Annotated in this window: 21 protein-coding genes and 2 riboswitches; of the genes, 5 read left to right on the top strand and 16 right to left on the bottom strand. The window is 64.7% G+C overall.

Going from position 1 to position 20,680, the window contains the following annotated elements; genetic code table 11:
- Positions 1-33: 33 nt before the first annotated feature.
- From RhoFasB10_RS23780 to RhoFasB10_RS23745, 8 genes are all read right to left on the bottom strand, one after another.
- The gene (locus RhoFasB10_RS23780; RefSeq protein ID WP_167678905.1) at positions 34-1,380 is read right to left on the bottom strand and encodes an NtaA/DmoA family FMN-dependent monooxygenase; all 1,347 of its coding nucleotides are present in this window, start codon (positions 1,378-1,380) and stop codon (positions 34-36) included.
- A gap of 2 nt (positions 1,381-1,382) precedes the next feature.
- Positions 1,383-2,411 carry an LLM class flavin-dependent oxidoreductase gene (locus RhoFasB10_RS23775; protein WP_167678903.1) on the bottom strand — a complete coding sequence of 343 codons (1,029 nt, stop codon included), beginning with the start codon at positions 2,409-2,411 and terminating at the stop codon, positions 1,383-1,385.
- Positions 2,408-3,478 (bottom strand): LLM class flavin-dependent oxidoreductase, encoded by a 1,071-nt coding sequence (locus RhoFasB10_RS23770; protein ID WP_167678901.1) that lies wholly within the window; start codon positions 3,476-3,478, stop codon positions 2,408-2,410. The genes RhoFasB10_RS23775 and RhoFasB10_RS23770 overlap by 4 nt, the downstream gene beginning before the upstream one ends.
- On the bottom strand, positions 3,475-3,987 hold the full coding sequence (locus tag RhoFasB10_RS23765; protein WP_167678899.1) for a GNAT family N-acetyltransferase: 513 nt from the start codon (positions 3,985-3,987) through the stop codon (positions 3,475-3,477). Before RhoFasB10_RS23765 ends, RhoFasB10_RS23770 begins: the two co-directional genes overlap by 4 nt.
- Before the next feature lie 9 nt (positions 3,988-3,996).
- A riboswitch (SAM riboswitch) is annotated at positions 3,997-4,092 on the bottom strand.
- Positions 4,093-4,139: 47 nt separating this feature from the next.
- Positions 4,140-5,222, bottom strand: a complete 1,083-nt coding sequence (locus RhoFasB10_RS23760; RefSeq protein ID WP_167678897.1) for an FAD-dependent oxidoreductase — start codon at positions 5,220-5,222, stop codon at positions 4,140-4,142.
- Between the two features lie 8 nt (positions 5,223-5,230).
- Entirely contained in the window at positions 5,231-6,205 is a 975-nt protein-coding gene (locus RhoFasB10_RS23755; RefSeq protein WP_167678895.1) for an ABC transporter substrate-binding protein, read from the bottom strand.
- 15 nt (positions 6,206-6,220) lie between these two features.
- Positions 6,221-7,003: an amino acid ABC transporter ATP-binding protein gene (locus RhoFasB10_RS23750; protein WP_167678893.1), complete on the bottom strand. Its 783-nt coding sequence runs from the start codon at positions 7,001-7,003 to the stop codon at positions 6,221-6,223.
- Complete coding sequence (locus tag RhoFasB10_RS23745; RefSeq protein WP_167678935.1) at positions 7,000-7,944, bottom strand: amino acid ABC transporter permease; 945 nt, start codon at positions 7,942-7,944, stop codon at positions 7,000-7,002. Before RhoFasB10_RS23745 ends, RhoFasB10_RS23750 begins: the two co-directional genes overlap by 4 nt.
- Positions 7,945-8,092: 148 nt before the next feature.
- Positions 8,093-8,189, bottom strand: a riboswitch (SAM riboswitch).
- 244 nt (positions 8,190-8,433) lie between these two features.
- On the opposite strand from RhoFasB10_RS23745, the gene RhoFasB10_RS23740 reads away from it, so the two are divergent.
- Entirely contained in the window at positions 8,434-10,563 is a 2,130-nt protein-coding gene (locus tag RhoFasB10_RS23740) for an HNH endonuclease signature motif containing protein (RefSeq protein WP_240931430.1), read from the top strand.
- Here RhoFasB10_RS23740 and RhoFasB10_RS23735 read toward each other — a convergent pair.
- Positions 10,542-11,705, bottom strand: coding sequence for a hypothetical protein (locus RhoFasB10_RS23735; protein WP_167678891.1), 1,164 nt, complete (start codon positions 11,703-11,705; stop codon positions 10,542-10,544). The two genes, RhoFasB10_RS23740 and RhoFasB10_RS23735, sit on opposite strands and share 22 nt — an antisense overlap.
- A 66-nt stretch (positions 11,706-11,771) precedes the next feature.
- Here RhoFasB10_RS23735 and RhoFasB10_RS23730 point away from each other — a divergent pair, with 66 nt between their 5' ends.
- The 3 genes from RhoFasB10_RS23730 to RhoFasB10_RS23720 are packed head-to-tail and all read left to right on the top strand — an operon-like array spanning position 11,772 to position 13,929.
- Complete coding sequence (locus RhoFasB10_RS23730; RefSeq protein WP_068422261.1) at positions 11,772-12,038, top strand: WhiB family transcriptional regulator; 267 nt, start codon at positions 11,772-11,774, stop codon at positions 12,036-12,038.
- A 14-nt stretch (positions 12,039-12,052) separates the two neighbouring features.
- Entirely contained in the window at positions 12,053-12,850 is a 798-nt protein-coding gene (locus tag RhoFasB10_RS23725; RefSeq protein WP_068421957.1) for an HAD-IIA family hydrolase, read from the top strand.
- Positions 12,850-13,929, top strand: coding sequence for an isochorismate synthase (locus tag RhoFasB10_RS23720; protein ID WP_068421955.1), 1,080 nt, complete (start codon positions 12,850-12,852; stop codon positions 13,927-13,929). The genes RhoFasB10_RS23725 and RhoFasB10_RS23720 overlap by 1 nt, the downstream gene beginning before the upstream one ends.
- Before the next feature lie 3 nt (positions 13,930-13,932).
- Here the strand turns inward: RhoFasB10_RS23720 and RhoFasB10_RS23715 are convergent, their stop codons facing one another.
- From RhoFasB10_RS23715 to RhoFasB10_RS23685, 7 genes are read right to left on the bottom strand one after another with little or no spacing between them, the layout of a single operon-like run.
- Positions 13,933-15,153 carry an O-succinylhomoserine sulfhydrylase gene (locus RhoFasB10_RS23715; protein WP_068421953.1) on the bottom strand — a complete coding sequence of 407 codons (1,221 nt, stop codon included), beginning with the start codon at positions 15,151-15,153 and terminating at the stop codon, positions 13,933-13,935.
- Positions 15,150-15,563 (bottom strand): rhodanese-like domain-containing protein, encoded by a 414-nt coding sequence (locus RhoFasB10_RS23710; protein WP_068421951.1) that lies wholly within the window; start codon positions 15,561-15,563, stop codon positions 15,150-15,152. The genes RhoFasB10_RS23715 and RhoFasB10_RS23710 overlap by 4 nt, the downstream gene beginning before the upstream one ends.
- A gap of 20 nt (positions 15,564-15,583) precedes the next feature.
- Positions 15,584-16,120, bottom strand: coding sequence for a hypothetical protein (locus tag RhoFasB10_RS23705; protein WP_068421948.1), 537 nt, complete (start codon positions 16,118-16,120; stop codon positions 15,584-15,586).
- Between the two features lie 31 nt (positions 16,121-16,151).
- Positions 16,152-17,015: a TauD/TfdA family dioxygenase gene (locus RhoFasB10_RS23700; protein ID WP_068421946.1), complete on the bottom strand. Its 864-nt coding sequence runs from the start codon at positions 17,013-17,015 to the stop codon at positions 16,152-16,154.
- 13 nt (positions 17,016-17,028) lie between these two features.
- A complete protein-coding gene (locus RhoFasB10_RS23695) occupies positions 17,029-17,841 on the bottom strand; it encodes an ABC transporter ATP-binding protein (RefSeq protein ID WP_157105210.1) in 813 nt (270 codons plus the stop codon).
- Entirely contained in the window at positions 17,825-18,853 is a 1,029-nt protein-coding gene (locus RhoFasB10_RS23690) for an ABC transporter substrate-binding protein (RefSeq protein ID WP_068421944.1), read from the bottom strand. The genes RhoFasB10_RS23695 and RhoFasB10_RS23690 overlap by 17 nt, the downstream gene beginning before the upstream one ends.
- Positions 18,850-19,716, bottom strand: a complete 867-nt coding sequence (locus tag RhoFasB10_RS23685) for an ABC transporter permease (protein ID WP_068421942.1) — start codon at positions 19,714-19,716, stop codon at positions 18,850-18,852. The genes RhoFasB10_RS23690 and RhoFasB10_RS23685 overlap by 4 nt, the downstream gene beginning before the upstream one ends.
- A gap of 344 nt (positions 19,717-20,060) precedes the next feature.
- Here RhoFasB10_RS23685 and RhoFasB10_RS23680 point away from each other — a divergent pair.
- Positions 20,061-20,680, top strand: a 620-nt coding sequence (locus RhoFasB10_RS23680) for an FAD-dependent oxidoreductase (RefSeq protein WP_167678889.1), incomplete at its 3' end; no start/stop codon positions are given.

The raw sequence follows: 20,680 nt of genomic DNA, 5'->3' as shown, positions 1-20,680 counted from the left end.
CTCCGTCTCGTGCCGACCGCCTTCCGGGTTTCGTCAGCCTGCAGCGCTGTTGTCGGTCTCACCGGACGTCCTGCGGGTCAGCGGCTCACGCAGCCCCAGATGGCCGCGCAGCGTCGTCGACGTGTATTCGGTCCGGTAGGACCCGCGTTCCTGCAACTCGGGCACGAGCCAGTCGACGATCTCGTCGAGACCACCCGGCACGATGTACGGCGAGATGTTGAATCCATCCGTTGCGCCTTCGCGTACCCACCGCGTGAGCTCGTCGGCGACCTGACCCGGTGTACCTGCGAAGCCGGACCTGGCCGTCGTCTCGATGGCGACCTGACGCAACGACAGGTTCTTCGCCTCGGCCAAAGCGCGCCACTCCCTTGCCAATTCGATCGGATCCTTGCCGTCGCGGAAAGCACCACGCGTCGCCGAGATGGGAGCCGGCACCGGATCGTCCGCGGGGAGCGGACCGTCGGGATCGAGATCGGACAGGTCGCGCCCCCACACGAGCCCGATGAGCGACAACGCCGTCGGCCCGGTGAACTGGCCCTCGCGGACCCACCGTTCCTTCTCTTCTACCTCGTTCGCGTTCTCCGCCAACACTATCTGGGTACCGGGAAGGATCTTGATGTCGTCCTCGGGACGACCTGCCTTGCGGAGGCGAGACCGAATGTCGTTCGCGAACGTCAACGCTTCGTCGAAATGCGTTCCGTGACGGGAGAAGATGACGTCGGCGTTGGCAGCGGCGAAGTCACGGCCCTGCGGCGAGTCGCCGGCCTGGAAGATGACCGGATGTCCTTGCGCGCTCCGCGGGAGCGTGGCGTCGAGCTCGATGTCGAATTGCGACGTGCTCTGCTGCACCCGAGTCGGTTCACCGTTCTCCCAGGAATCCCAGATCGCACGCGCCGCCTGGATGAACTGGCCTGCCCGCTCGTAGCGGAGCTCGTGGTCGAGAAACCCTCCCCGGCGGAAGTTCTCACCGGTCCACGCGTTGTCGGTCGTGACGGCATTCCACCCTGCCCTGCCGTCGGACAGGATGTCGAGACCTGCAAGTCGACGCGCGAGGTCGCCCGGCTCGTTGTACGTCGTGTTCTGGGTCGCAACCAATCCGATGTGTTCGGTGATGCCTGCGAGCGCTGCGAGCTGCGCGATGGCGTCGGGACGCCCGGCGATGTCCAGGTCGAGAATCTTGCCCTGCTGCTCGCGCAGGCGCAGACCCTCACCGAGGAAGAACGCGTCGAACAGGCCCCGCTCGGCCGTCGTGATGATCTTGCGGAACGTCTCGAAATCGATCTGCGAACCACTTTGCGGGTCGGACCAGATGGTGGTGTGGTTGACGCCTTGAAAGAAGACACCGAAGTGCACCTGGGCGTCCGGTCGAAGGACACTCATGTTCAGACCCTCTCGTAACGATTGGCCGGCCGGGCAAGACCGAGGTTGTCGCGGAACGTCGATCCTGGAACCGGGCGATGCGCGACGCCTGTCTGGAACAGCTCGGGCAGGACGTACCGACCCAGCACCGGTAGGTCCTCGTCGACGACCGTCGGGAACAGCCGAACCCCGTCTGCTGTGGAGGCCAGATCGGTGAGCAGTTCCGTCAGGCCGGCTGCAGGACCGGAGTAGCTCGTTCGACCCGATGCCGTTGCGGCACCGAGTGATTCGAGTCGCTCGGCCGCAGTTGCGTCCGCGGTGTCGAGCGCGACGTCGATTTCGACGACGGTGAGCGCGTCCGTCCGCGCCGAGGGTGTCTCGCGGACGAGGACGACGTCGACGAGGTCGCGCTCGTCCTCCGTGCCGAACACGACGAGCTGTCCCTGCGGTGGGCGCGGCACGATCGCCGGGCCTTTCACCGAGAACGACTCGCCCTGGAAGTCGACGTAGTGCAGCTTGTCGCGGTCGAGGAAACGCCCGCTCGCGACGTGGCGGATGACAGCGTCGTCCTCCCACGAATCCCACAGTTGTCGAGCGACGGTGATCGAGTCTCGTTGCTCGCGAGTGCGATCCGCATCGGACGTCACTTCGGGTCGGCCCCACGCGCGGGCCGCCGCCGGGTCGGTCACACGAATCGGGATCCATCCGGCACGTCCGCGCGACGAGTAGTCGAGCGTCGCAAGCTGCGAAGACGTGTGGAACGGCTCGGCGTACGTCGTGCCGACGACCGGGACGAGTCCGATCGTGGACGTGGTCGCCGCGACGAACGAGGCGCGGGCGACGGCGTCGACCCTCGCGCGTACGTCGCCGGACGGCGGGAGGATCGAGTCGTCGAACGTGGCGAACGTGAAACCCGCATTCTCGGCGGCCGCGACGCGACGCGACAGCGTCTTTCCGCTGATCGACCCGCTCGACGGCTGGTTCGCACGCCGCGCCGCGCGTGGATGAGCACCCTCCCCGTCCAACTCGATTCCGACGGCGAAAATACTCATACGAGAACCTCTTTCAGGGCCTTGGCTGCGGCGAGTGGTCGGCTCGGAATCCACTCGCGTATCACGGGTGCGACGTCGGACTGGAACAACTCCAGGCTACGACGCTGCTGACGCGCGGGGATACCGTCGGCATCCGCGCTGAGATGGATGACCTCGTGACCGAACTGTTCGTGATACCGACCGATCTTGTCGATCACCTGCTCGGGGCTGCCGATCAGCGCGGAACTGCGCTCGACGAGGTCTTCGAGGGAGTCGAAGACGACCGGGATTCCAGCGCTGCGTTGCGCCGCCAGCCGTGCCTCGAACGTGAAACGGTATGCGGCAACGGCCTCCTGCGACGTCGCGGCGACATGGAAGCCGGCAGTGCCAGCGCCCACGAGGGCGTCCTCGGGACGACGACCGTAGTGCGCCCAGCGCTCACGGTAATGGCGAATCAGTTCGGCGTACGGCTCGGGCGGATTGGTGACGTTGGCGGAGAAGATCGGATCCCCATGCCGTGCAGCCAGATCCACGGATTCCCTGCTTGTCGCACTGCCGTGCCAGATGCGAATTCTGGACTGCAACGGGCGAGGTAGAGCTTTCGCGTCGACGAGAGGAGGCCGGAAACGACCGGACCACGTGACGCTGTCGCTGTCCCACAACGTGCGAAACAGTTCGTAGCCTTCACGATTACGATCCCACTGATCCTCGGGTGTCACGTGAAACAATGCGGCCTGGGCACTCCCGTTGCCCTTGCCGATGATCAATTCGAGTCGGCCATCGGACAGGTTGTCGAGCGTCGAATAGTCCTCGAAGGCGCGCACCGGATCGAGGAGGCTCAACGTGGTTACGGCCGTGAACAATCCGATGGTCGACGTGCGAGCAGCGATGTTGCTCAACACCACCGGCGGCGACGCCGAAATGAACGGATCCTCGTGGCGCTCACCGACGGCGAAACCGTCGTAACCCAATTCTTCGGCGAGAACCGCGGTGTCGACGACCTCCCGGAATCGCTGCGCCGGGGTCGTCTTGTCACCGGAAATGGGGTCGGGCCGATGCGACACAAGGCTCATCAGCAGAAACTTCATGCGGCACCCTCACAGACGAGAAGCTTCTCGAACGGGTGAGGGCCGACGTCCTCGGCCGGGATCGACCTGTCGTAGAGCGGGGTGTACCCGGTGGACAAGTACAGCGCGACGGCTTCCGGCTGGCGCCACCCCGTCGTCAGGTAGATGCGGGAGTATCCACGCAGGGCGGCGATGCGTTCGAGTTCTGCGACGACGAGTTTGCCGAGACCCCGTTTGCGGTGTGTCGATGCAGTCCAGATTCGCTTCAGCTCGGCGGTCGTGGCGTCGTACTGCCGGAACGCACCTCCTGCGACGGGTTGGCCGCCCGAGATGGCGACGACGAGAGAGCCGCCCGGTGGGGCGAATTCCTCCGCCGGATAGGAACGAAGTTCGCTGTACTGCTCACCGGGAGTGCGGCCGTAGCGCGTCGCATATTCGAGCGCGAGTTCCTCGATCAGCGGCGCGGCCAGCGGGTCGTTCTGGTGAACGGCCACGAACTGCAATGCGCCCTGCTCGTATGACGTGGTCAATTACGTTTCCCTCCATCGATCCTGGCAGGAGCACCCCCACGCGCGTGGCGTGATGGTTGCTGCGACGTCGTCGAGCCAAGGTCTCTCGGTCGCTCTGGATGGTGTGTGTTCAGTTGTACGAACCGGGCACGACTGTATTCCATTCCCGATCGCTAGGAAACATCGCTGCCAGGACGCACACCCAGTCGAAAAAGCTCCGGCGTCGGCTCTCCATCGACCAGATCGGCGACCAACTCACCGATCGCAGGCGCGAATTTGAACCCGTGGCCCGAGAAACCGGCGGCAACCGTGAGATGTCCGATGCGATCGACCACGAAGTTCGAATCAGGCGTGGTCGTGTACAGGCAGGTCAGGGGGTCGGCGGAGTCTGCATCCACCCCGGGCAGCCAGGTTCTGGCGTACGCCTTCAGCCGTTCGATGCCGTCGGGGCGTGGAGTGAAGTCCCTGTCGTCGGGGTCTATCACCGGACCGGTGCCGTGCTCGCCGATCTTGATCCCCTCGGTGCCCTGCAGTCCGTAGATTCCTTCGGTGCGGAGTTCTGCACCAGGATGGTGAATGACGCTCGGCCAGTCGGCGTCGATGGTGGGCAGAAAATGTGCAGGTTGTTCCTGAGTAGTGACGAGTGAGGGAAGGTCCACCCGGCTGCCGAGAACTTTCGACGACCATGCACCTGCCGCGACGACGATATGGTCGGCCGGAAAGGTCCGAGCATCCGTCGACACGTCCGACGCGGTGATCTCCCGCACCGGGCTTCCGTAATGCACAGCGGCACCGGCGTTTCGGGCCGCGACGACGAAGGCGGCAACACTTCCGTCCGCATCCAACCGTCCGGCATCGGGATGATGCAGGACTGTCGTGTCGAACGCCAACCCGGGCCAGCGCCGCCGCGCCTCGTTCGGGTGCAGAATTTCGGCAGTGAGCCCCGCGCGAGCCAAGGCGTCGGCGCGGGGTGTCACGGTAGCGGGCAAGCCGTGGTCCACGGCACCCGTGAGTGTGAGAAGTTCAGTGCCCGTGTTGTTCTCGAGCTCACGCCACAGTGTGTGGGCGCGTGATGCGAGCGATACGTAGTAGTCGTCCGCATAGGCGTGCCGGAAGATGCGCGAACTGCCGTGTGACGCACCGTTCTTGTGGCCGGGCTCGAACTGCTCGAGCAGGGTGACCTGGTGGCCTCGGCGCGCGAGAATCCACGCCGATGCTGTTCCGATCACGCCGCCGCCGACCACTACTACTTTCATGCCTGGGTCTATCCAGCCTTGCGGGGCAGGCCCTGCGGGTTAATCACGGACTCGGTGACAACCTCGTCCTTCAGCCCCCAGCGGTCGATGACCTTCTGGTAATCGCCGTCCTCGATGGCGTGGTTGATCGCCTCCTGGATCGCGACGATCAGACCGTTGTCCTTCTTGGTGGTCACGGCGATTTCGCCTTGCAGGGCGTCGCCCGCACCGGACACCGTGCCGATGATCTTGCTGTCACCGCTGGTGGCCGCGTGGTAGACGGCGGACGGGTTGGGTCCGACGTAGCCGTCGATGCGCTTGGACGACAGCGCAAGGTAGTAGTCGGAGGTGTTCTGGTAGTATGCGATCTCGGCCGGCGCGAGACCCTCGGCGATGTTGGCTTCGTTCCACTCGACCAGAAGTTGTTCCTGGTTGGTACCGGATCCGACACCGATTTTCTTGCCTGCGATGTCCTGACGGCCGTTCACGACCCAGTCCGTGTCCTTCTGAGTCTCGAAGGCGAGGTTGTCGAGACGGTACGTCGCGAAGTCGTACTTGTCCTTGCGCTCCTCGGTGACGGTGACGTTGGAGATGAAGACGTCGTTCTCACCGGAGTCGATCTTGACGAAGTTCTGCGCCCAGTCGGCGACGGTGATCTCCGGCTTCAGACCCAGAATGTCGGCGATGAGGATGCCGAAATCCACTTCGGAGCCGACGACGGTCTTGTCGTCGGTCGCGTAGAAGCGCAGCGGCGGGGCGGTACCGGCAGTTCCAGCAATCGTCAGGACGCCTGAATCACGAATGGTCTGCGGAACTTTCGCGGCGATCTCGTCGACCTTGTCGGCGTGAACGCGGGTGGACTGCTCAGGCGAGAGGTCGAAGGTCTGACCGTCCTCGGTCACTACCTCCGATTCGGCGGTGGGTTCACTGCACGCGGTGAGCGTAAGTGCAGCAGCGGAGAGGGCAGACGCGAGGACGAGGAGTCCTCGGTTGAATCTGGGCATGGCTTTTCCTCGAGTTCAGAGAACGTGGGCGAGGAACGCTTTGGTGCGCTCCTCTCGGGTGTTGTCGAAAAGTTCTGTGGGCGTGCCGCTCTCGACGATCTGTCCACCGTCCATGAAGACGACCGTGTCGGCGATCTCCTTGGCGAAACCGACCTCGTGCGTGACGATGACGAGTGTCGCGCCTTCGCGAGCGAGCCCCCGAATGACTTCGAGAACCTCGCCGACGAGTTCGGGGTCGAGTGCCGATGTGGGCTCGTCGAACAGAATCACTTTGGGGCGCAACGCGAGTGCTCGGGCGATGGCGACGCGCTGCTGCTGGCCGCCGGACAATCTGCGCGGGTAGTCGTGCGCCTTCTCTTTCAAGCCAACGCGTTCGAGCAGAGCCAGAGCTTCGGGCTCGACGTCGGCGCGCCTCCGCTTCTGCGCCGAGATCGGTGCTTCGATCACGTTCTCGAGCACGGTGAGGTGCGGGAACAGGTTGAAGTTCTGGAAGACGAAGCCGATCTGCGAACGCTGCTTCAGGATGTCCTTGTTGCTGAGCTCGTGCAGTTTGTTGCCCTTGCGGCGGTAGCCGACGAGATTGCCGTCGACCCTGACCGTGCCTTGATCCACCTTTTCGAGGTGGTTGAGGGTGCGCAGCAGCGTGGACTTACCGGATCCGGACGGGCCGATGATGACGGTGACCTCGCCCGGGCGAACGACGAGGTCGACGCCCCTCAGCACTTCGAGAGGTCCGAACGACTTGTGTATGCCGCGGACTTCGACGGCGTACTTCGAGTTCTCCGGTGCGGCGGTCATCGGGTTGCTCCCCGAGGCGCGAGGGTGGTCTCGGCGAGCCGCTTGCGTATCTTCTGGATCGGCGTCAGAGGGATGGTGCGCACCGCACCCTTGGCGTAGTGCCGTTCTACGTAGAACTGGACGACCGACAGGATCGACGTGAGGATGATGTACCAGATGGTCGCGACCATGAGCAGCGGAACGACCCGCCCGTTGCGGCCGTAGATGACTTGAACCTGGTAGAACAGCTCGGCGATGGCCATGACGGACACGATCGAGGTGCCCTTGAACAGGCTGATGACCTCGTTGGCGGCGTTCGGGAGGATCCCTCGCATCGCTTGTGGCAGGACGATCTTGAAGAATTCACGACGCTTCGGAATGCCCAGTGCAGCAGCCGCTTCCAACTGGCCTTGGTCGACGGAGATGATGCCCGCCCTGACGATCTCGGCCGAGTACGCAGCCTGGTGCAACGCGAGACCGATGATGGCGGCCGTCGAACCGCTGATCACGTTGTTCACGTCGAACTCGAAGAACGCGGGACCGAAGGGGATTCCGAGCGTGAGAGTTTGGTAGAGGTAGGCGATGTTGAACCAGAACAGCAACTGCACGATGAGGGGAATCGACCTGAACGCCCAGATGTAGAACCAGGAGATGACCTGCAGCACAGGGTTGTTCGACAGGCGAGACACGGCGAGCGCGATGCCGATCGCGAACCCGATGAGCGTGCCCCAGAACGTCAGCTGAATGGTCAGCCACAGCGCGGACATGACGGACGCCGCCGTGAAGTACTGAGCGAACGTTCCCCAATCCCATCCCGGGTTGGTCGCGAGGCCGTGCAGGAACTGCGCGACCAGCACGAGGACCGCGATGCTGACGACCCAGCGCCACGGGTGCCACTTCTTGGCGACGACGAGGTCCTCGTCGTCGATCTGCGGTTCGGCCGACGCGGGCCGAGCTTGCAATTGAGTCACCGAAACAAGCTTTCTGGTGGAGGTGTGGTGTGTGGCGGGACTATCTGCAGGTACAGCTACAGGCGCCCACGCGGCACAGGTCGACGTGCAGGAGTCGCCGTATTGCCCGTCGTTGACACAGTGCGCAGCTCATGTGCTTCCTCCATCGGTCCTGGCGGTAGCACCCACACCTTCCGTGAGGAAGGGGGTTGCTGCGACGTCGACGAGCCAGGTCTCTAGGTCGCTCTGGATGGTGACAGGAATGTATTCGGTACCTAGTACAGCCGTCAAGTCTCCGGTTTTCGATTGCATTGCGGCGCTTGAGCTTCGACTTCGAATCACGGTGATTCGAACTCTTGCGGGTTTCGACCGTTCGCGTCCGGCCGCGCACCTTCCAGCAAGCGCGCAGGTTGCAACGTGCGCGTGCGCTGCAACCTGCGCGGTCGACGTAGTGGGCCGCCTTCCTTGCATTCGAACACATGTTCGACTATCGTAATGGGCATGGGAATGCCGGGGGGCGTTGACAATTCAGGCGAGGCGGACGCTATCCGTCGTGCCGCCGACGCGGAGGCGTCGGAACTGTTGGCGACGCTCGCCGGCAATCGCCGCGCCGAGAACATCGCCGCCGCAACGATGGTCCACAACCTGCACGCCCTGTTCGAGCTCCGCTTCTGCGCCGAAGCCGACATCCACGAATCCGGCGACGGCGAACCCGACATCGCACTCGCCAAACGCACCGTCCAGTGCGAGGCGTCGGTCGCCTTGTCCTTGTCGCGCACCGTCACCGGCGACATGATGACCATCGGCGAACAGCTCGCCTGGCGACTGCCCGCAGTCGACGCCGCTTTCACCGCAGGCGATATCGACTACCCTAGGGTCCGCACCATCGCCCTGGTGCTCGAGAAGGCATCCGACGATACCGTCCACGCGATCGAGGACGACGTCCTCGCCACCGCACTGCGCACCACCGTCGGCCCCCTCCGCGACCGCATCTGGAGCCTGTGGATCGAACACGACCCCGACGAGGCCGCAGCAGCGCGTAAGAAAGTCGAATCCGAAGAACGACGCGCCGACGTCATTCGAGGCGACGACGGCATGGCCACCCTCCGCGCCAGAATGAGCAGTCTCGAGGGCGCCGAAATCAACGCCGTGCTCGACGAACTCGCAGGCACCGTCTGCTCCCGCGACCCACGAACGAAGAAGCAACTCCGTGGCTACGCCGTCATGGCTCTCGTCTACCGCCAGGACTTCATCGCCTGCATGTGCGAAACCGACGTATGCCCGGTCAGCGGACAGCAGGAGCATCACTCCAAGCGACGTCCACACCTGTTGCAAGTCACCGTAGACATCGAAACCCTCCTCGGACTCACCGACCGACCCGCAACCCTCAGCGACGGCACCATCCTCGACCCCGACACAGCCCGACGGCTCGCTGGCGACTCCCGACTGCAGATGATTCTCACCGAACTCATCGAGGACATCCGCGCGGAAGAAGGACACGGCGTCGAGGCGGAGGAGTCTGCAGACCACACGGCCGAGGATGTCGACTCCGCGGTGGCGCAGGAAGAACATTCGGGCAGCGAGCGTGCGGGAAGTGAGAATGCGGGCGGTACAGACGAACCCGATGACACCGTGGCCGCCGACCACGAAAACCCGAGCGCAGCTGAAGATGTCGCCGACCAGACAGCTCACCGCCCGACCGACCACCGACCCATTGCCTACCGCCCGATCAAACGCGGCCGAATCCATCCGGTCGGGCCTCTGAGCGCAGCGCTGATCCCCTGCACCACCTCCATTTCCTGCTCACTCCCGCGTGCGGTACGCCGGCGCCTACGCCCGGGCCGCGATGTCGCTCTTTCCGAGATGATTTCGCGGTTTCTCGATGCCGCAGCCGCAGACCCCGCACTCGCGAAGGGCATTCACCCCGACGGCCACGGTGGACACACCGAACCGCCACCGGCAGCACTGACCTACCGCCCCACGGCAGAACTCGTCGCACTCACACGCGCGACGTTCTCCACCTGCACATTCCCTGGGTGCAGTGTGCCCGCAGCAGCCTGCGAGATCGACCACATCGTTCCCTTCGACCACACCAACCCCCGAGCAGGCGGCTGGACCATCCGCGCCAACCTCCAGCCGCTGTGCCACTTCCATCACCAAGCCAAGACCCTGAAGCTCTGGGCCGCAGCACGACTCGCCGGCGACGCCATCATCTGGACTTCGACCTCAGGACTGCAACGCATCACCCCGTCGAACTACGGCACCGTCCTGGTACCGGACACCTTCGTACACAATCGGAAACCACGTCCACTGCCGACCACTATCGAAGACGAGCGCTCTGCGGCAGTTCTAGTCGTCGGTGAGGAGAGACCGACGGAACCACCACCGGACGACGAACCCTCCGACGAACTTTACGAACCCACCTGGTGGGAACAGAACATCACCGACACCGACACCGACTGGGGTCGGCTGTTGAACCCCGAGACGGTGACCAACGTGCCGACACTCGGCGACATCGCACGCGCCCGCACTTCACAGGAACGCGACGACGCCGTCTACCTTCGCGAACGATTCCTCGAACACCGCGCCATCGTCACAGCCCGCGAGAATTACCGACCACCACCGTTCTGATTCGAGTGCCGGGTCAACGTCCACGCGACTACGCCGCACAGCAGGATCGTCACGACCGCTGCGAGAGCCTGCTCGTCGTAAGCGGGGGCGTCGCCCACGAACGAACTCACCGTCCGGTTGTCGATAGCCGTGATCGCCGTCCACCCGTAGTGCTCGGCGAACGGCACGAACAACAGAAGCGGCCCGAGCACTCCCACGGCAGTGAGCGCCCCGTTCGACGGCAGGCACGACGCGAACAGGTATACGGCCACAGGCAGCAGGACGACCGGATCCACCCATATGTCGAACACCGTCGGCACGGTCACGAGAGCGAGCATCCCGAACCCGACTACAGGAGCGGGCCACCTCCGGCCGACGACCGATCCCACGACGGCCGCCGCGACGGGAAAGACCAGAAACCACCGGCTTTCGACGACGAAAGCCCCACGGTCGACGACGGACACAGCCAGCCCGGCCAGCAACACCACACCCGTCGTCTCCCTCGACACGAACGCCGCGGCGACGACAGCAGCCACGAGCGCTCCCCCGGCGACCCACTCCGCGTACGACGGCGGCGGGCCGAGCTGCTGGGCGAACCACCAACGCGTCAGCAACGCTACGAGCGGTATTCCCACGCCGATCACCACGATTCCGACCCGCGACGACCGATCGGGATCTCGGATCTGCCCGAAACCCGAGGTCGTCAGGGTCCAGAGAACAGCCACGACCGTCGCCACCAGCAGTACCCATGCAAGCCCGTCGGACGCGTCGGACCCGTCCGACAGGTAGTCGGCGTACCGACGCGGGATCATTTCGACGGGCCTCCGCGCCCCGACGACAACGCCCGTCGCCAACGCACTCTGCAACCAGGCACGATCGTCGGTATCCGCCAGGGCCAAGAGTCCGCCGAGTATCAGCCCGGCGCCGACACCATCCAACAACGAACCCGACCACATCGACGCCACCAGCACAGCGGCACCCACGCATACCGTCGTCGACCCGGCTTTCGCACTTCGAACCTGCAGCACGACGCACGCCGCGACGATCGCGGCCACGACGACCGACAGCGTCGGCCCGAATTCGCCCATATCGCGCTCAGCCAGCGTCGAGCCGACCAGTACGCCACCCAACATCATGGCAATTCGACCGCTCCAAGAGTTCACGAAACAATTAGACGCTGGATGATTGCAAACCTTCTCGCCGGTCTTCTCACGCGACATCATCGCTACATGGCACCCACAACAGAAGCGTGGCAGTGGCAGCTCGACGCGGTCTGCCGCGGCGCCGATTCGGAAATCTTCTTCTCACCGTCGGGTGAGGGCCGCACGGCTCGTCGGCAACGAGAGGATGCCGCGAAGGTCGTGTGCAGGACATGCCCGGTCATCGCGCAGTGCCGCCAGTTCGCTCTGGCCGCGGGCGAACCGTTCGGAGTGTGGGGCGGCATGACCGCCCGTGAGCGCTCACTGCAGCGCGCGCAGTCGAAGAAAGCCGGATAGCGCACAATGGTGAGGTGAGCTCACCGGACGAACCGCAGCGTTGGACCTACCTGATGGACATGGACGGCGTTCTCGTCCACGAAGATCACCTCATCCCCGGCGCCGACGCGTTCGTCGCCGAGCTGGAGGCGAACGACATCCCGTTCATCGTGCTGACGAACAACTCGATCCGAACTCCGCGCGACCTGCAGGCCAGGCTCGAACGAACCGGCCTGAAGATCCCGGAGTCTGCGATCTGGACGTCCGCTCTGGCCACGGCGAATTTCCTCGGCAACCAGCGTCCCCGCGGCAGCGCCTATGTCGTCGGCGAATCCGGTCTGACGACGGCCCTGCACGACATCGGCTACGTACTCACCGATTCCAACCCCGACTACGTCGTGCTCGGCGAGACGCGAACGTACTCCTTCGAAGCCATCACGACGGCCATTCGACTCGTCGAGAAGGGCGCACGCTTCATCGCGACCAACCCTGACGCCACCGGTCCGTCCCGTGACGGATCGCTGCCCGCGACCGGATCCGTCGCCGCACTGATCACCAAGGCCACCGGCCGCGAGCCCTACTACGTCGGCAAGCCGAACGCACTGATGATGCGTTCTGCGCTGCGCGCGATCGGCGGTCACTCCGAGAGCACACTGATGATCGGCGACCGGATGGACACCGACGTCGTCTCCGGTCTCGAAGCCGGCCTGCAAACCATCCTCGTGCTGACCGGCATCTCGACCACCGCATCGGTCGAGCACTACCCGTACCGGCCGACGAAAGTCATCAACTCGGTCGCAGACCTCGTCGGACGCACCCAGTCGCCGTTCTGATGTCGGCTCTACCGCACTTCGTGCTGTCCCGACGCGACTGCACCGTCGAGGCCACCGGCGTCGAGCACCGGTTCTCGACGCTGCCGGAGGCCGTGCAGTCCGGTCGTGCCGTCGTCGGCGCGATCCCGTTCGACATCGGTGATCCTGTCGCGCTCGTCCAACCGGTCGACCTGACCAGGACCGACGGGCCGTGGGCTTCCCGTGTCTCATTGCCACCGCTACCCCACGTGCATGTCGGACGCCAACAGCCCGCGTCGGACGTGCATGTCGAACGCGTGCGGAAGGTCGTGAACTCGCTCCGGCAGGGCGCAGCGCAGAAAGTGGTGCTCGCGCGTGCTCTCGAGCTCCTCGCCGATTCGCCGATCGATCCGCTGTCGCTGCTCGCCTCACTCGTTGCGGCCGATCCACTGGGCAACGGCTACAGCGTCGATCTCTCCTCTGCCGGAACCGATTACGAGGGAAAACACCTCGTCGGCTCGAGTCCGGAACTTCTGGTGCGACGACGCGGCACCACGGTCAGCTGCCATCCGTTCGCCGGGACAGCGGCGCGCAGCGACGACCCCGACACCGATGCAGCGATCGCCGAACGTCTGGCCGCGAGCGCGAAAGATCAAGCGGAACACCGATTCGTCGTCGACGAAATTCGCGCAGCACTCGAACCTCTGTGCGCAACAATCGAAGTCCCCGAAACACCACACTTGAGTTCGACGCCTCAGCTGTGGCATCTGAGCTCGCCCATCACCGGCACTCTGCGCGACTCGTCCACGACGGCACTGGATCTCGCGCTCGCACTGCATCCGACCGCTGCCGTCGCGGGCGTTCCGCGCGCCGCAGCCATGCAGACGATCGCGGACATCGAGGGCCCGCGCGGCTTCTACGCGGGCGCTGTCGGATGGACGGACTCCGCGGGCGACGGCGAGTGGATGGTGGCCATCCGATGCCTCGAACTCGCGGCCGACGGCCTGTCAGCGGTCGCGACGGCGGGCGGAGGCATCGTCGAAGCCTCCGACCCCGATGCCGAACTCGCCGAGACGACAGCGAAATTCAGGACTGTTCTGGAGGCGCTCCGCGCCTCGTGAGCGCTAGCGAAGCGCCTGCTGCAGATCCGCGATGAGATCCTCGACGTCCTCGAGGCCGACGGAGATGCGCACGACACCGTCCGAAAGCCCCACTGCCGCACGACCTTCCGGGCCCATCGCGCGGTGCGTCGTCGTCGCGGGGTGGGTGATGAGCGTCTTCGCGTCGCCCAGGTTGTTCGAGATATCGATGACGCGCAACGCGTCGAGCAGTTCGAACGCACGCTTCTTGCCTTCACCCTCCTGCGCGTCCAATTCGAACGTGACGACGGTGCCGCCGCCCTTCATCTGCTTCTTCGCGAGCTCGTGCTGCGGGTGCGATTCGAGGTAGGGGTACTTGACCCACGACACCCCTGGATGCCCTTCGAGGAACCGCGCGATCTCGAGTGCGCTCTGCGTCGAATGTCGAACGCGCACAGGCATCGTCTCGAGACCCTTCAGCAGAGTCCACGCATTGAACGGACTCAACGCCGGACCGGTGTGGCGCATGAGCGTCTGCACCGGACCGTCGATGTACTCTTTGCTCCCGAGAATCGCGCCGCCGAGGACACGGCCCTGGCCGTCGATGTGCTTGGTACCCGAGTAGACGACGACGTCCGCTCCCAGCGCCAGACTGTTCTGCAGCAGCGGAGTCGCAAAGACGTTGTCCAACACCACGGTTGCGCCGGCCGCGTGCGCCAGCTCGGAGACCCGCTCGACGTCGACGAGCGACTGCATCGGGTTCGACGGCGTCTCGAAGAACACCGCCGTCGTCGGAACCGACAGCGCCTCTTCCCACTGCGCGTTGTCCTCACCGTCGACGAAGACGGTCTCGACACCCCAGCGCGGCAGGATCTCGTTGCAGACGACGAAGCACGAACCGAACAGGCTGCGTGCCGCGACCAACCGGTCGCCTGCCTTCAACAAAGCACCGAGCGCGACGAACACCGCGGACATTCCGCTCGACGTGCCGAAGCACGCCTCGGCGCCCTCGATCAGCCGCAGACGTTCCTCGAACATGCGAACCGTCGGGTTGCCGTAGCGCGAGTACACGAAGTGGTCGATCTCGCCGGTGAACGCCTGTTCGGCCGCACCCGCGCTCTCGTAGACGAATCCGGACGACAGGTAGAGCGCCTCGGCGTTCTCGTCGAATCCAGACCGCATCAAGCCGCCGCGGACACCCAGCGTCCCCTGACCCACGTCCTCTGGCAACGGCTTCGAGAAGCCTCCGCCCTTGGGAATACTCATGACTGCCTCCACGGCAAACCGACCGCACGCCAACCCACAGCACCGCGGTGGCCCTCTGCGTCCGTCGCACCTTCGAACCCGTCGAGAACGTTGTACGACGGCCCGATGCCCGCCGCCGTCGCGGCTTCGGCAGCACCGATCGACCGCTGGCCGGACCGGCACAGGAACACCACGGGACGTTCGCCGTCGACTCCGGCTTCCTTCAGCTGGTCGACGAAGTTCACGTTGCGCGCACCGTTCGGGTAGCTGACCCACTCGATGAGGTGAGTCGGGCGCTCGATCGACGACGTGTCGGGGACGCCGACGTACTGCCACTCGGCGTGCGTTCGAACGTCCACGAGGACCGCGTCCGGGTTCTCGCGAAGCAGCTCCCACGCTGCCTGCGGGGTTATGTCACCTGCATAAGTCACGGATTCAGCCTTTCATGAATTCAACCCGAGTACACATTGCAGACCAGCCACTTGTCGTCCACGCGCACGAACTTCCACTCGTCGTTCGTCGTCGTTCCTGATTTCTCGAGCTTCGTCGGAACTGTAGCGACACCTCGGTCACCGTTCACCTCGTAATCGGTGGGGGCACCATCGACGACGAGCTTGCCGTTCTGCTCGACATCTGCAGCTCTGGCAGCGCTGTAGTCGGCGTCGGAACCGGTGATCAGGGCGTCGACCTGCTGTGAACACGTCGTCTCGCGCAGGGCGGCCGCGTCACCGGTGTTCTGCGCGTCGACGAACTCGGTGATCGCGTCGGTCATCAGCTGCGCCTGCGTGACGTTGTTCTCGGCGGGGGCGAACCGTGCAGCGATGAAGATGCCGGCGAGAATCACGACGACGATGCCGACCGCGATCAGAAACGGCCAGGCCGTGGGTGCGCGTCGTTCACCCGCGTCGGCAGCTGCTGCCGACGCGTTGTTCTGCGCTTCCTCACGGCTGTCGACCCACTGTTGCCTACGTTCACGCCACGACGCCATGTGCCAATCTTCCCCGCCCGGCGAACTCCGGCTACTGCTGGGGTCCGACAGGTATGTCGCCGCGCAGCGTGATGCGATGCATCTTGCGGTGCTCGGTGCCGTAGTCACGGTTCGCGTAGTGCGACGTGCTGCGGTTGTCCCACAGCACCAGGTCGCCGAGGCGCCAGCGGTGACGCACCACGTGCTCGGGTTTCGTCAGATGCGCGTACAGGAAGTCGAGGATGCCGCGGCTCTCGGCTTCGGACACTCCGACGATGTGCGACGTGAATCCCGGGTTGACGAAGATGCCCTTGCGTCCCGTCTCCGGGTGCACCCGAACGACCGGATGTTCGACGGGTACCAGCGACGTCACCTCGGCGCCGTCCCACACGTTGCCTTTACCGCCACGCTTCTGTGCGAGGTAGTAGCCGAACTCGCGGTTGCCGTCGTGCACCGCGGTGAGTTGATCGATCATCTGCCGCACCGGCGCGGCCAGCGACTCGTACGCGAGCTGACTGTCGGCCCAGTTCGTGTCGCCGCCGTGCGGAGGGAGTACGACGGGCCGGAGAATCGACCCCATCGGCGGACGCTGCATGAACGTCACGTCGGTGTGCCACACGTCGGCGAACCCGTTGTCCTGCGAATCGAGCGCGTAGACCTCGGCGGCGACGTCACCGCTGTGATGCACCGGATGCCCGGCCGTCAACTCGCCGAGGCGTCGACCGAATTCGATCTGCCCTGCATCGTCGAGCGACTGTCCGCGCAGCACGAGAACCTTGTGCTCGACGAGGGCAGTGCGGATCGCGAGTATTTCGGCATCGGACGCAGACGCCACGTCGAGACCGATCACCTCGGCACCGAAACTCGGGCCGAACTTGTCGACGGTCAGTACTACCGGGGTTTCGAGAGTGGTCATCTTTCCTCCATTTCTACGCTGCTGCAGCGGCTTTCACGGCATGGCCGACTTCGGCACGCAATGCTGCGAATTCGGGCGAGCCTCGGAGCTCGTCCGCGTCGACCCCGCTGCGAGGCAGGTCGACGGGAATATCGAGGGCCACGCGGCCCGGACGCTGAGTGAGTACGACGATCCTCGATCCGAGGAACGCCGCCTCGTCAGCACTGTGCGTGACGAACACCGACGTGCGTCCCGATTCGGCGCTGACCTGGCGCAGATCCTCCTGCAGCCGCTCGCGTGTCAGGGCGTCGAGCGCGGCGAACGGCTCGTCGAGCAACAACAGCGACGTTTCGGCAGCCAGCGCCCGCGCGATCGCGACGCGCTGCTGCTGACCACCCGAGATTTCCCAGATCTTGCGATCAGCAGTGCCGTCGAGCCCGACGCGAGCCAACAGCTCGTCCCGTCGGACAACGCGCTGGCTCTTGCTCACACCCGCGTACTTCAACGCCAGTTCGACGTTGCCTCCCACGCTCTTCCACGGGAACAGACGCGGCTGCTGGAACACGACGCCCGACGTCAAGCCGGGGGTCGGATCGGTCCCGGAGACGAGAACGCTTCCGGCCGTCGCCGATTCGAAGCCTGCGATCAACCTGAGCAGTGTGCTCTTGCCGCATCCCGACGCGCCGACGAGAACGAGAAACTCGCCCGGCGGCACCGTCAGGTCGACGGGCCCGAGGGCGGTGACCGCGTGGCTGCCGCTGCCGTAGGTGTGCGAAACGTTGTCGATACGAATCGAGCCCGCGGTTTCGAGTTCGGTCTCGAAGGCTCTGTCAATCTTGAAGGACACCGGGCAGTCCCTTCGTGTAGATCGCGTCCTGGAAGGTCTGGAGCGGCGCCGCCTCGGGAATCTGGTTCTGCGACGCCAGGAATTCGGACGCACTCTGCAGGTTGACCGCAATATTTCCGACAGCCCCGTCGGTGCCGAGCCACTCCGAGGACGTCAGTTCCTCGGGCGTGAGGAACACACCCTGGCTCAGTTGGTTGGCCGCCTCGTCCTGGGTGATGCCGATCTCGGCGGCGATGGCCTTGGCCGCCGCGTCGGGATCGTCGGCGATCGTGTTCAACGCGCGGGCCTCGGTCTTGCGCCACGTGTCGACGGCGTCGGGATGCTGTTCGGCAAACGCAGTCGACACGACGCCGAGGTCCAGCGTCGGCTTGCCCGCCGTAGCCAGTTCTCGACTGGCGATGAGCGTCGTCCCCGTCTTGCGCAGCTCATCGAGCGTCGGCAGCCACGTGTAGACGGCGTCGACGTCGCCTCGTTCCCATGCGGCCAGCGACGCTTGCGGCTGCAGGTCCACCAGGTTCACATCCGACGCGCTGAGCCCGGCCTGCTCGAGCGCGGCGAGGAGGCTGTAGTGCGCGGTCGACGCGAATGCGGTGCCGATGCGTTTACCGCGCAGGTCGGCGACATTGGTGATGCCCGTCTCGTTACGTGCGACGAGAGCTTCGTTGTCGCCTGCGACGTCGAGAACGAACGCGACCTGATACGGAATGTTCAGTGGCGCAGACAATCCGCGCGCCACCGGGCTGGAGCCGATCGCACCGAAGTCGAGCTCGCCCGCGATGAACGCGGTGTTGATGTCGGCGCCGGAGTCGAATTTGGTCCACTTGATGTTGTAGTCCGGCAACGCCTCTTCGAGCCAGCCGCTGTTCTTCACGACGAGGTCGCCACTCGGAAACGATTGGTACGCAATCCGAATGGTGGGCTTGCTGTCGTCCGAACTCGAGTTGTCGACGGCGCAACCCGAGAGCGCGAGCGCTCCCACGGCCAGAGCGATGACAGCCTTGGTGATTCTCATATCTTTCCCCTCCAGGGAACTACGCGGCGCTCCAGCGCTCGCAACAAGCCGTCGATGATCAGCCCCGAGATGCCGATGGCGAAGATGCCGACGAGCACGACCGGGGTGTTGTTGTAATTGCTGGCATCCTTGACTGCGCCGCCGATGCCGGGAAGACCGTTGAACAGTTCGGCCGCAACGACCGAGGAGTATGCGATACCGACGGAAAGCCTTATGCCGGTGAATGTTTCGGGAAGCGCAGACGGGATTACGACGTCGCGAATCACGTCTTTTCTACTGGCACCGAGAGCGCGCGCCGCCTCGACGAGGCCGACGGGGGCAGCGAGCACTGCTGCCGTCGTCGCCACCGCCGCCGGAGGCAACGCTGCCAACGCGAGCAACGTGACCTTCGGCGCCTCATCGATACCCAGCCAGATGACGAGAAGGAAGAAGTAGGCCAGGGGCGGCAACGCGCGCAGAAACGTCAGCCAGGGCTCGAGAACTGCGCGCACCCACTTGACGGTGCCCATGGCCAGACCCAGGGCGACACCGAGCGCGATACCGATCAGGACGCCGGCGAACACGCGTCGCAACGTCATGTACAGGTGTTCCCACAGGAGATATCCCTGATAGCCCCGAACGCCGTCGTGCGTCGTCGAAAAATCGACGAACGCTTTCCAGACGGTGCTCGGGTACGGGACGAACGTCTCGTTCCACACGCCGCTCGACGCGGCAATCTGCCACACGCCGATGAATACGACGAGTGAGACGAGCGGGAGGCCGATGGTGGTGAGGTAGCCGCGTCCCGCACGCGTCTTGGCGCGGGACGGCGGGAGCGAGGATCGGACGGGATCGTCGGGGACGACCTCGACGGAAGTGGACATGGCGTCACTTTCGGGGGCAAGGAATGCAGCCCGGCGCACGGCGCGGCGGAGCTGTACAGATGCAGAGACGGGCCTGAGTCAGGCCAAGAGCGCGTGGGGTTCGGTCACCGACAGCACGCGTTGGTGCAGGTACGGCAGAAGTCGACGGCGAGTCGCCGGACCAGGAATGTCGTATGCACGATGCAATTCCTACCCGAATAAGGGGAATACCTCAACCCCCGAGGTTGTGGAGACTGCGGATCGCGCGACGTAGCCTGGAACCAGGACCAGCAGCCCAGATCAGGTAATGCTTAATTTATGCTGGGCTGTCCGTACGTTTCGTCGACGAAGGTAGTTCGCTGCACATGACTGATCAGACTCGTCCACTCCGCGTCGCCATTGTGGGCGCTGGACCAGCCGGCATCTATGCCGCCGACGCACTCATGAAGTCCGACACCGATGTCAGTATCGACCTGTTCGAACGCATGCCCGCGCCCTTCGGCCTGATCCGCTACGGCGTCGCACCCGACCACCCACGCATCAAAGGCATCATCACCGCCCTGCACAAAGTCCTCGACAAACCACAGGTCCGCCTCCTCGGCAACATCGACTACGGCACCGACATCACCCTCGCCGACCTACGCCGCTTCTACGACGCCGTCATCTTCTCCACCGGCGCCAACGCCGACCGCGCCCTCAACATCCCCGGCATCGACCTCGACGGCAGCTACGGCGCCGCCGACTTCGTCTCCTGGTACGACGGCCACCCCGACGTCCCCCGCACCTGGCCCCTCGACGCCGAAAAAGTCGCCGTCCTCGGCGTCGGCAACGTCGCCCTCGACGTCGCCCGCGTCCTCGCCAAAACCGGCGACGAACTCCTCCCCACCGAAATCCCCGCCAACGTCTACGAAGGCCTCAAAGCCAACAAAGCCGTCGAAGTCCACGTCTTCGGCCGCCGCGGCCCCGCACAAGCCAAATTCACCCC

Origin of the sequence: Rhodococcus sp. B10, assembly GCF_011770055.1 — a bacterium.
In the GTDB taxonomy this organism is placed as follows: Bacteria; Actinomycetota; Actinomycetes; order Mycobacteriales; family Mycobacteriaceae; genus Rhodococcoides; species Rhodococcoides kyotonensis_B.
Note: the sequence above shows the minus strand (reverse complement) of the source record. Positions and strands in the feature narration are given on the sequence as shown.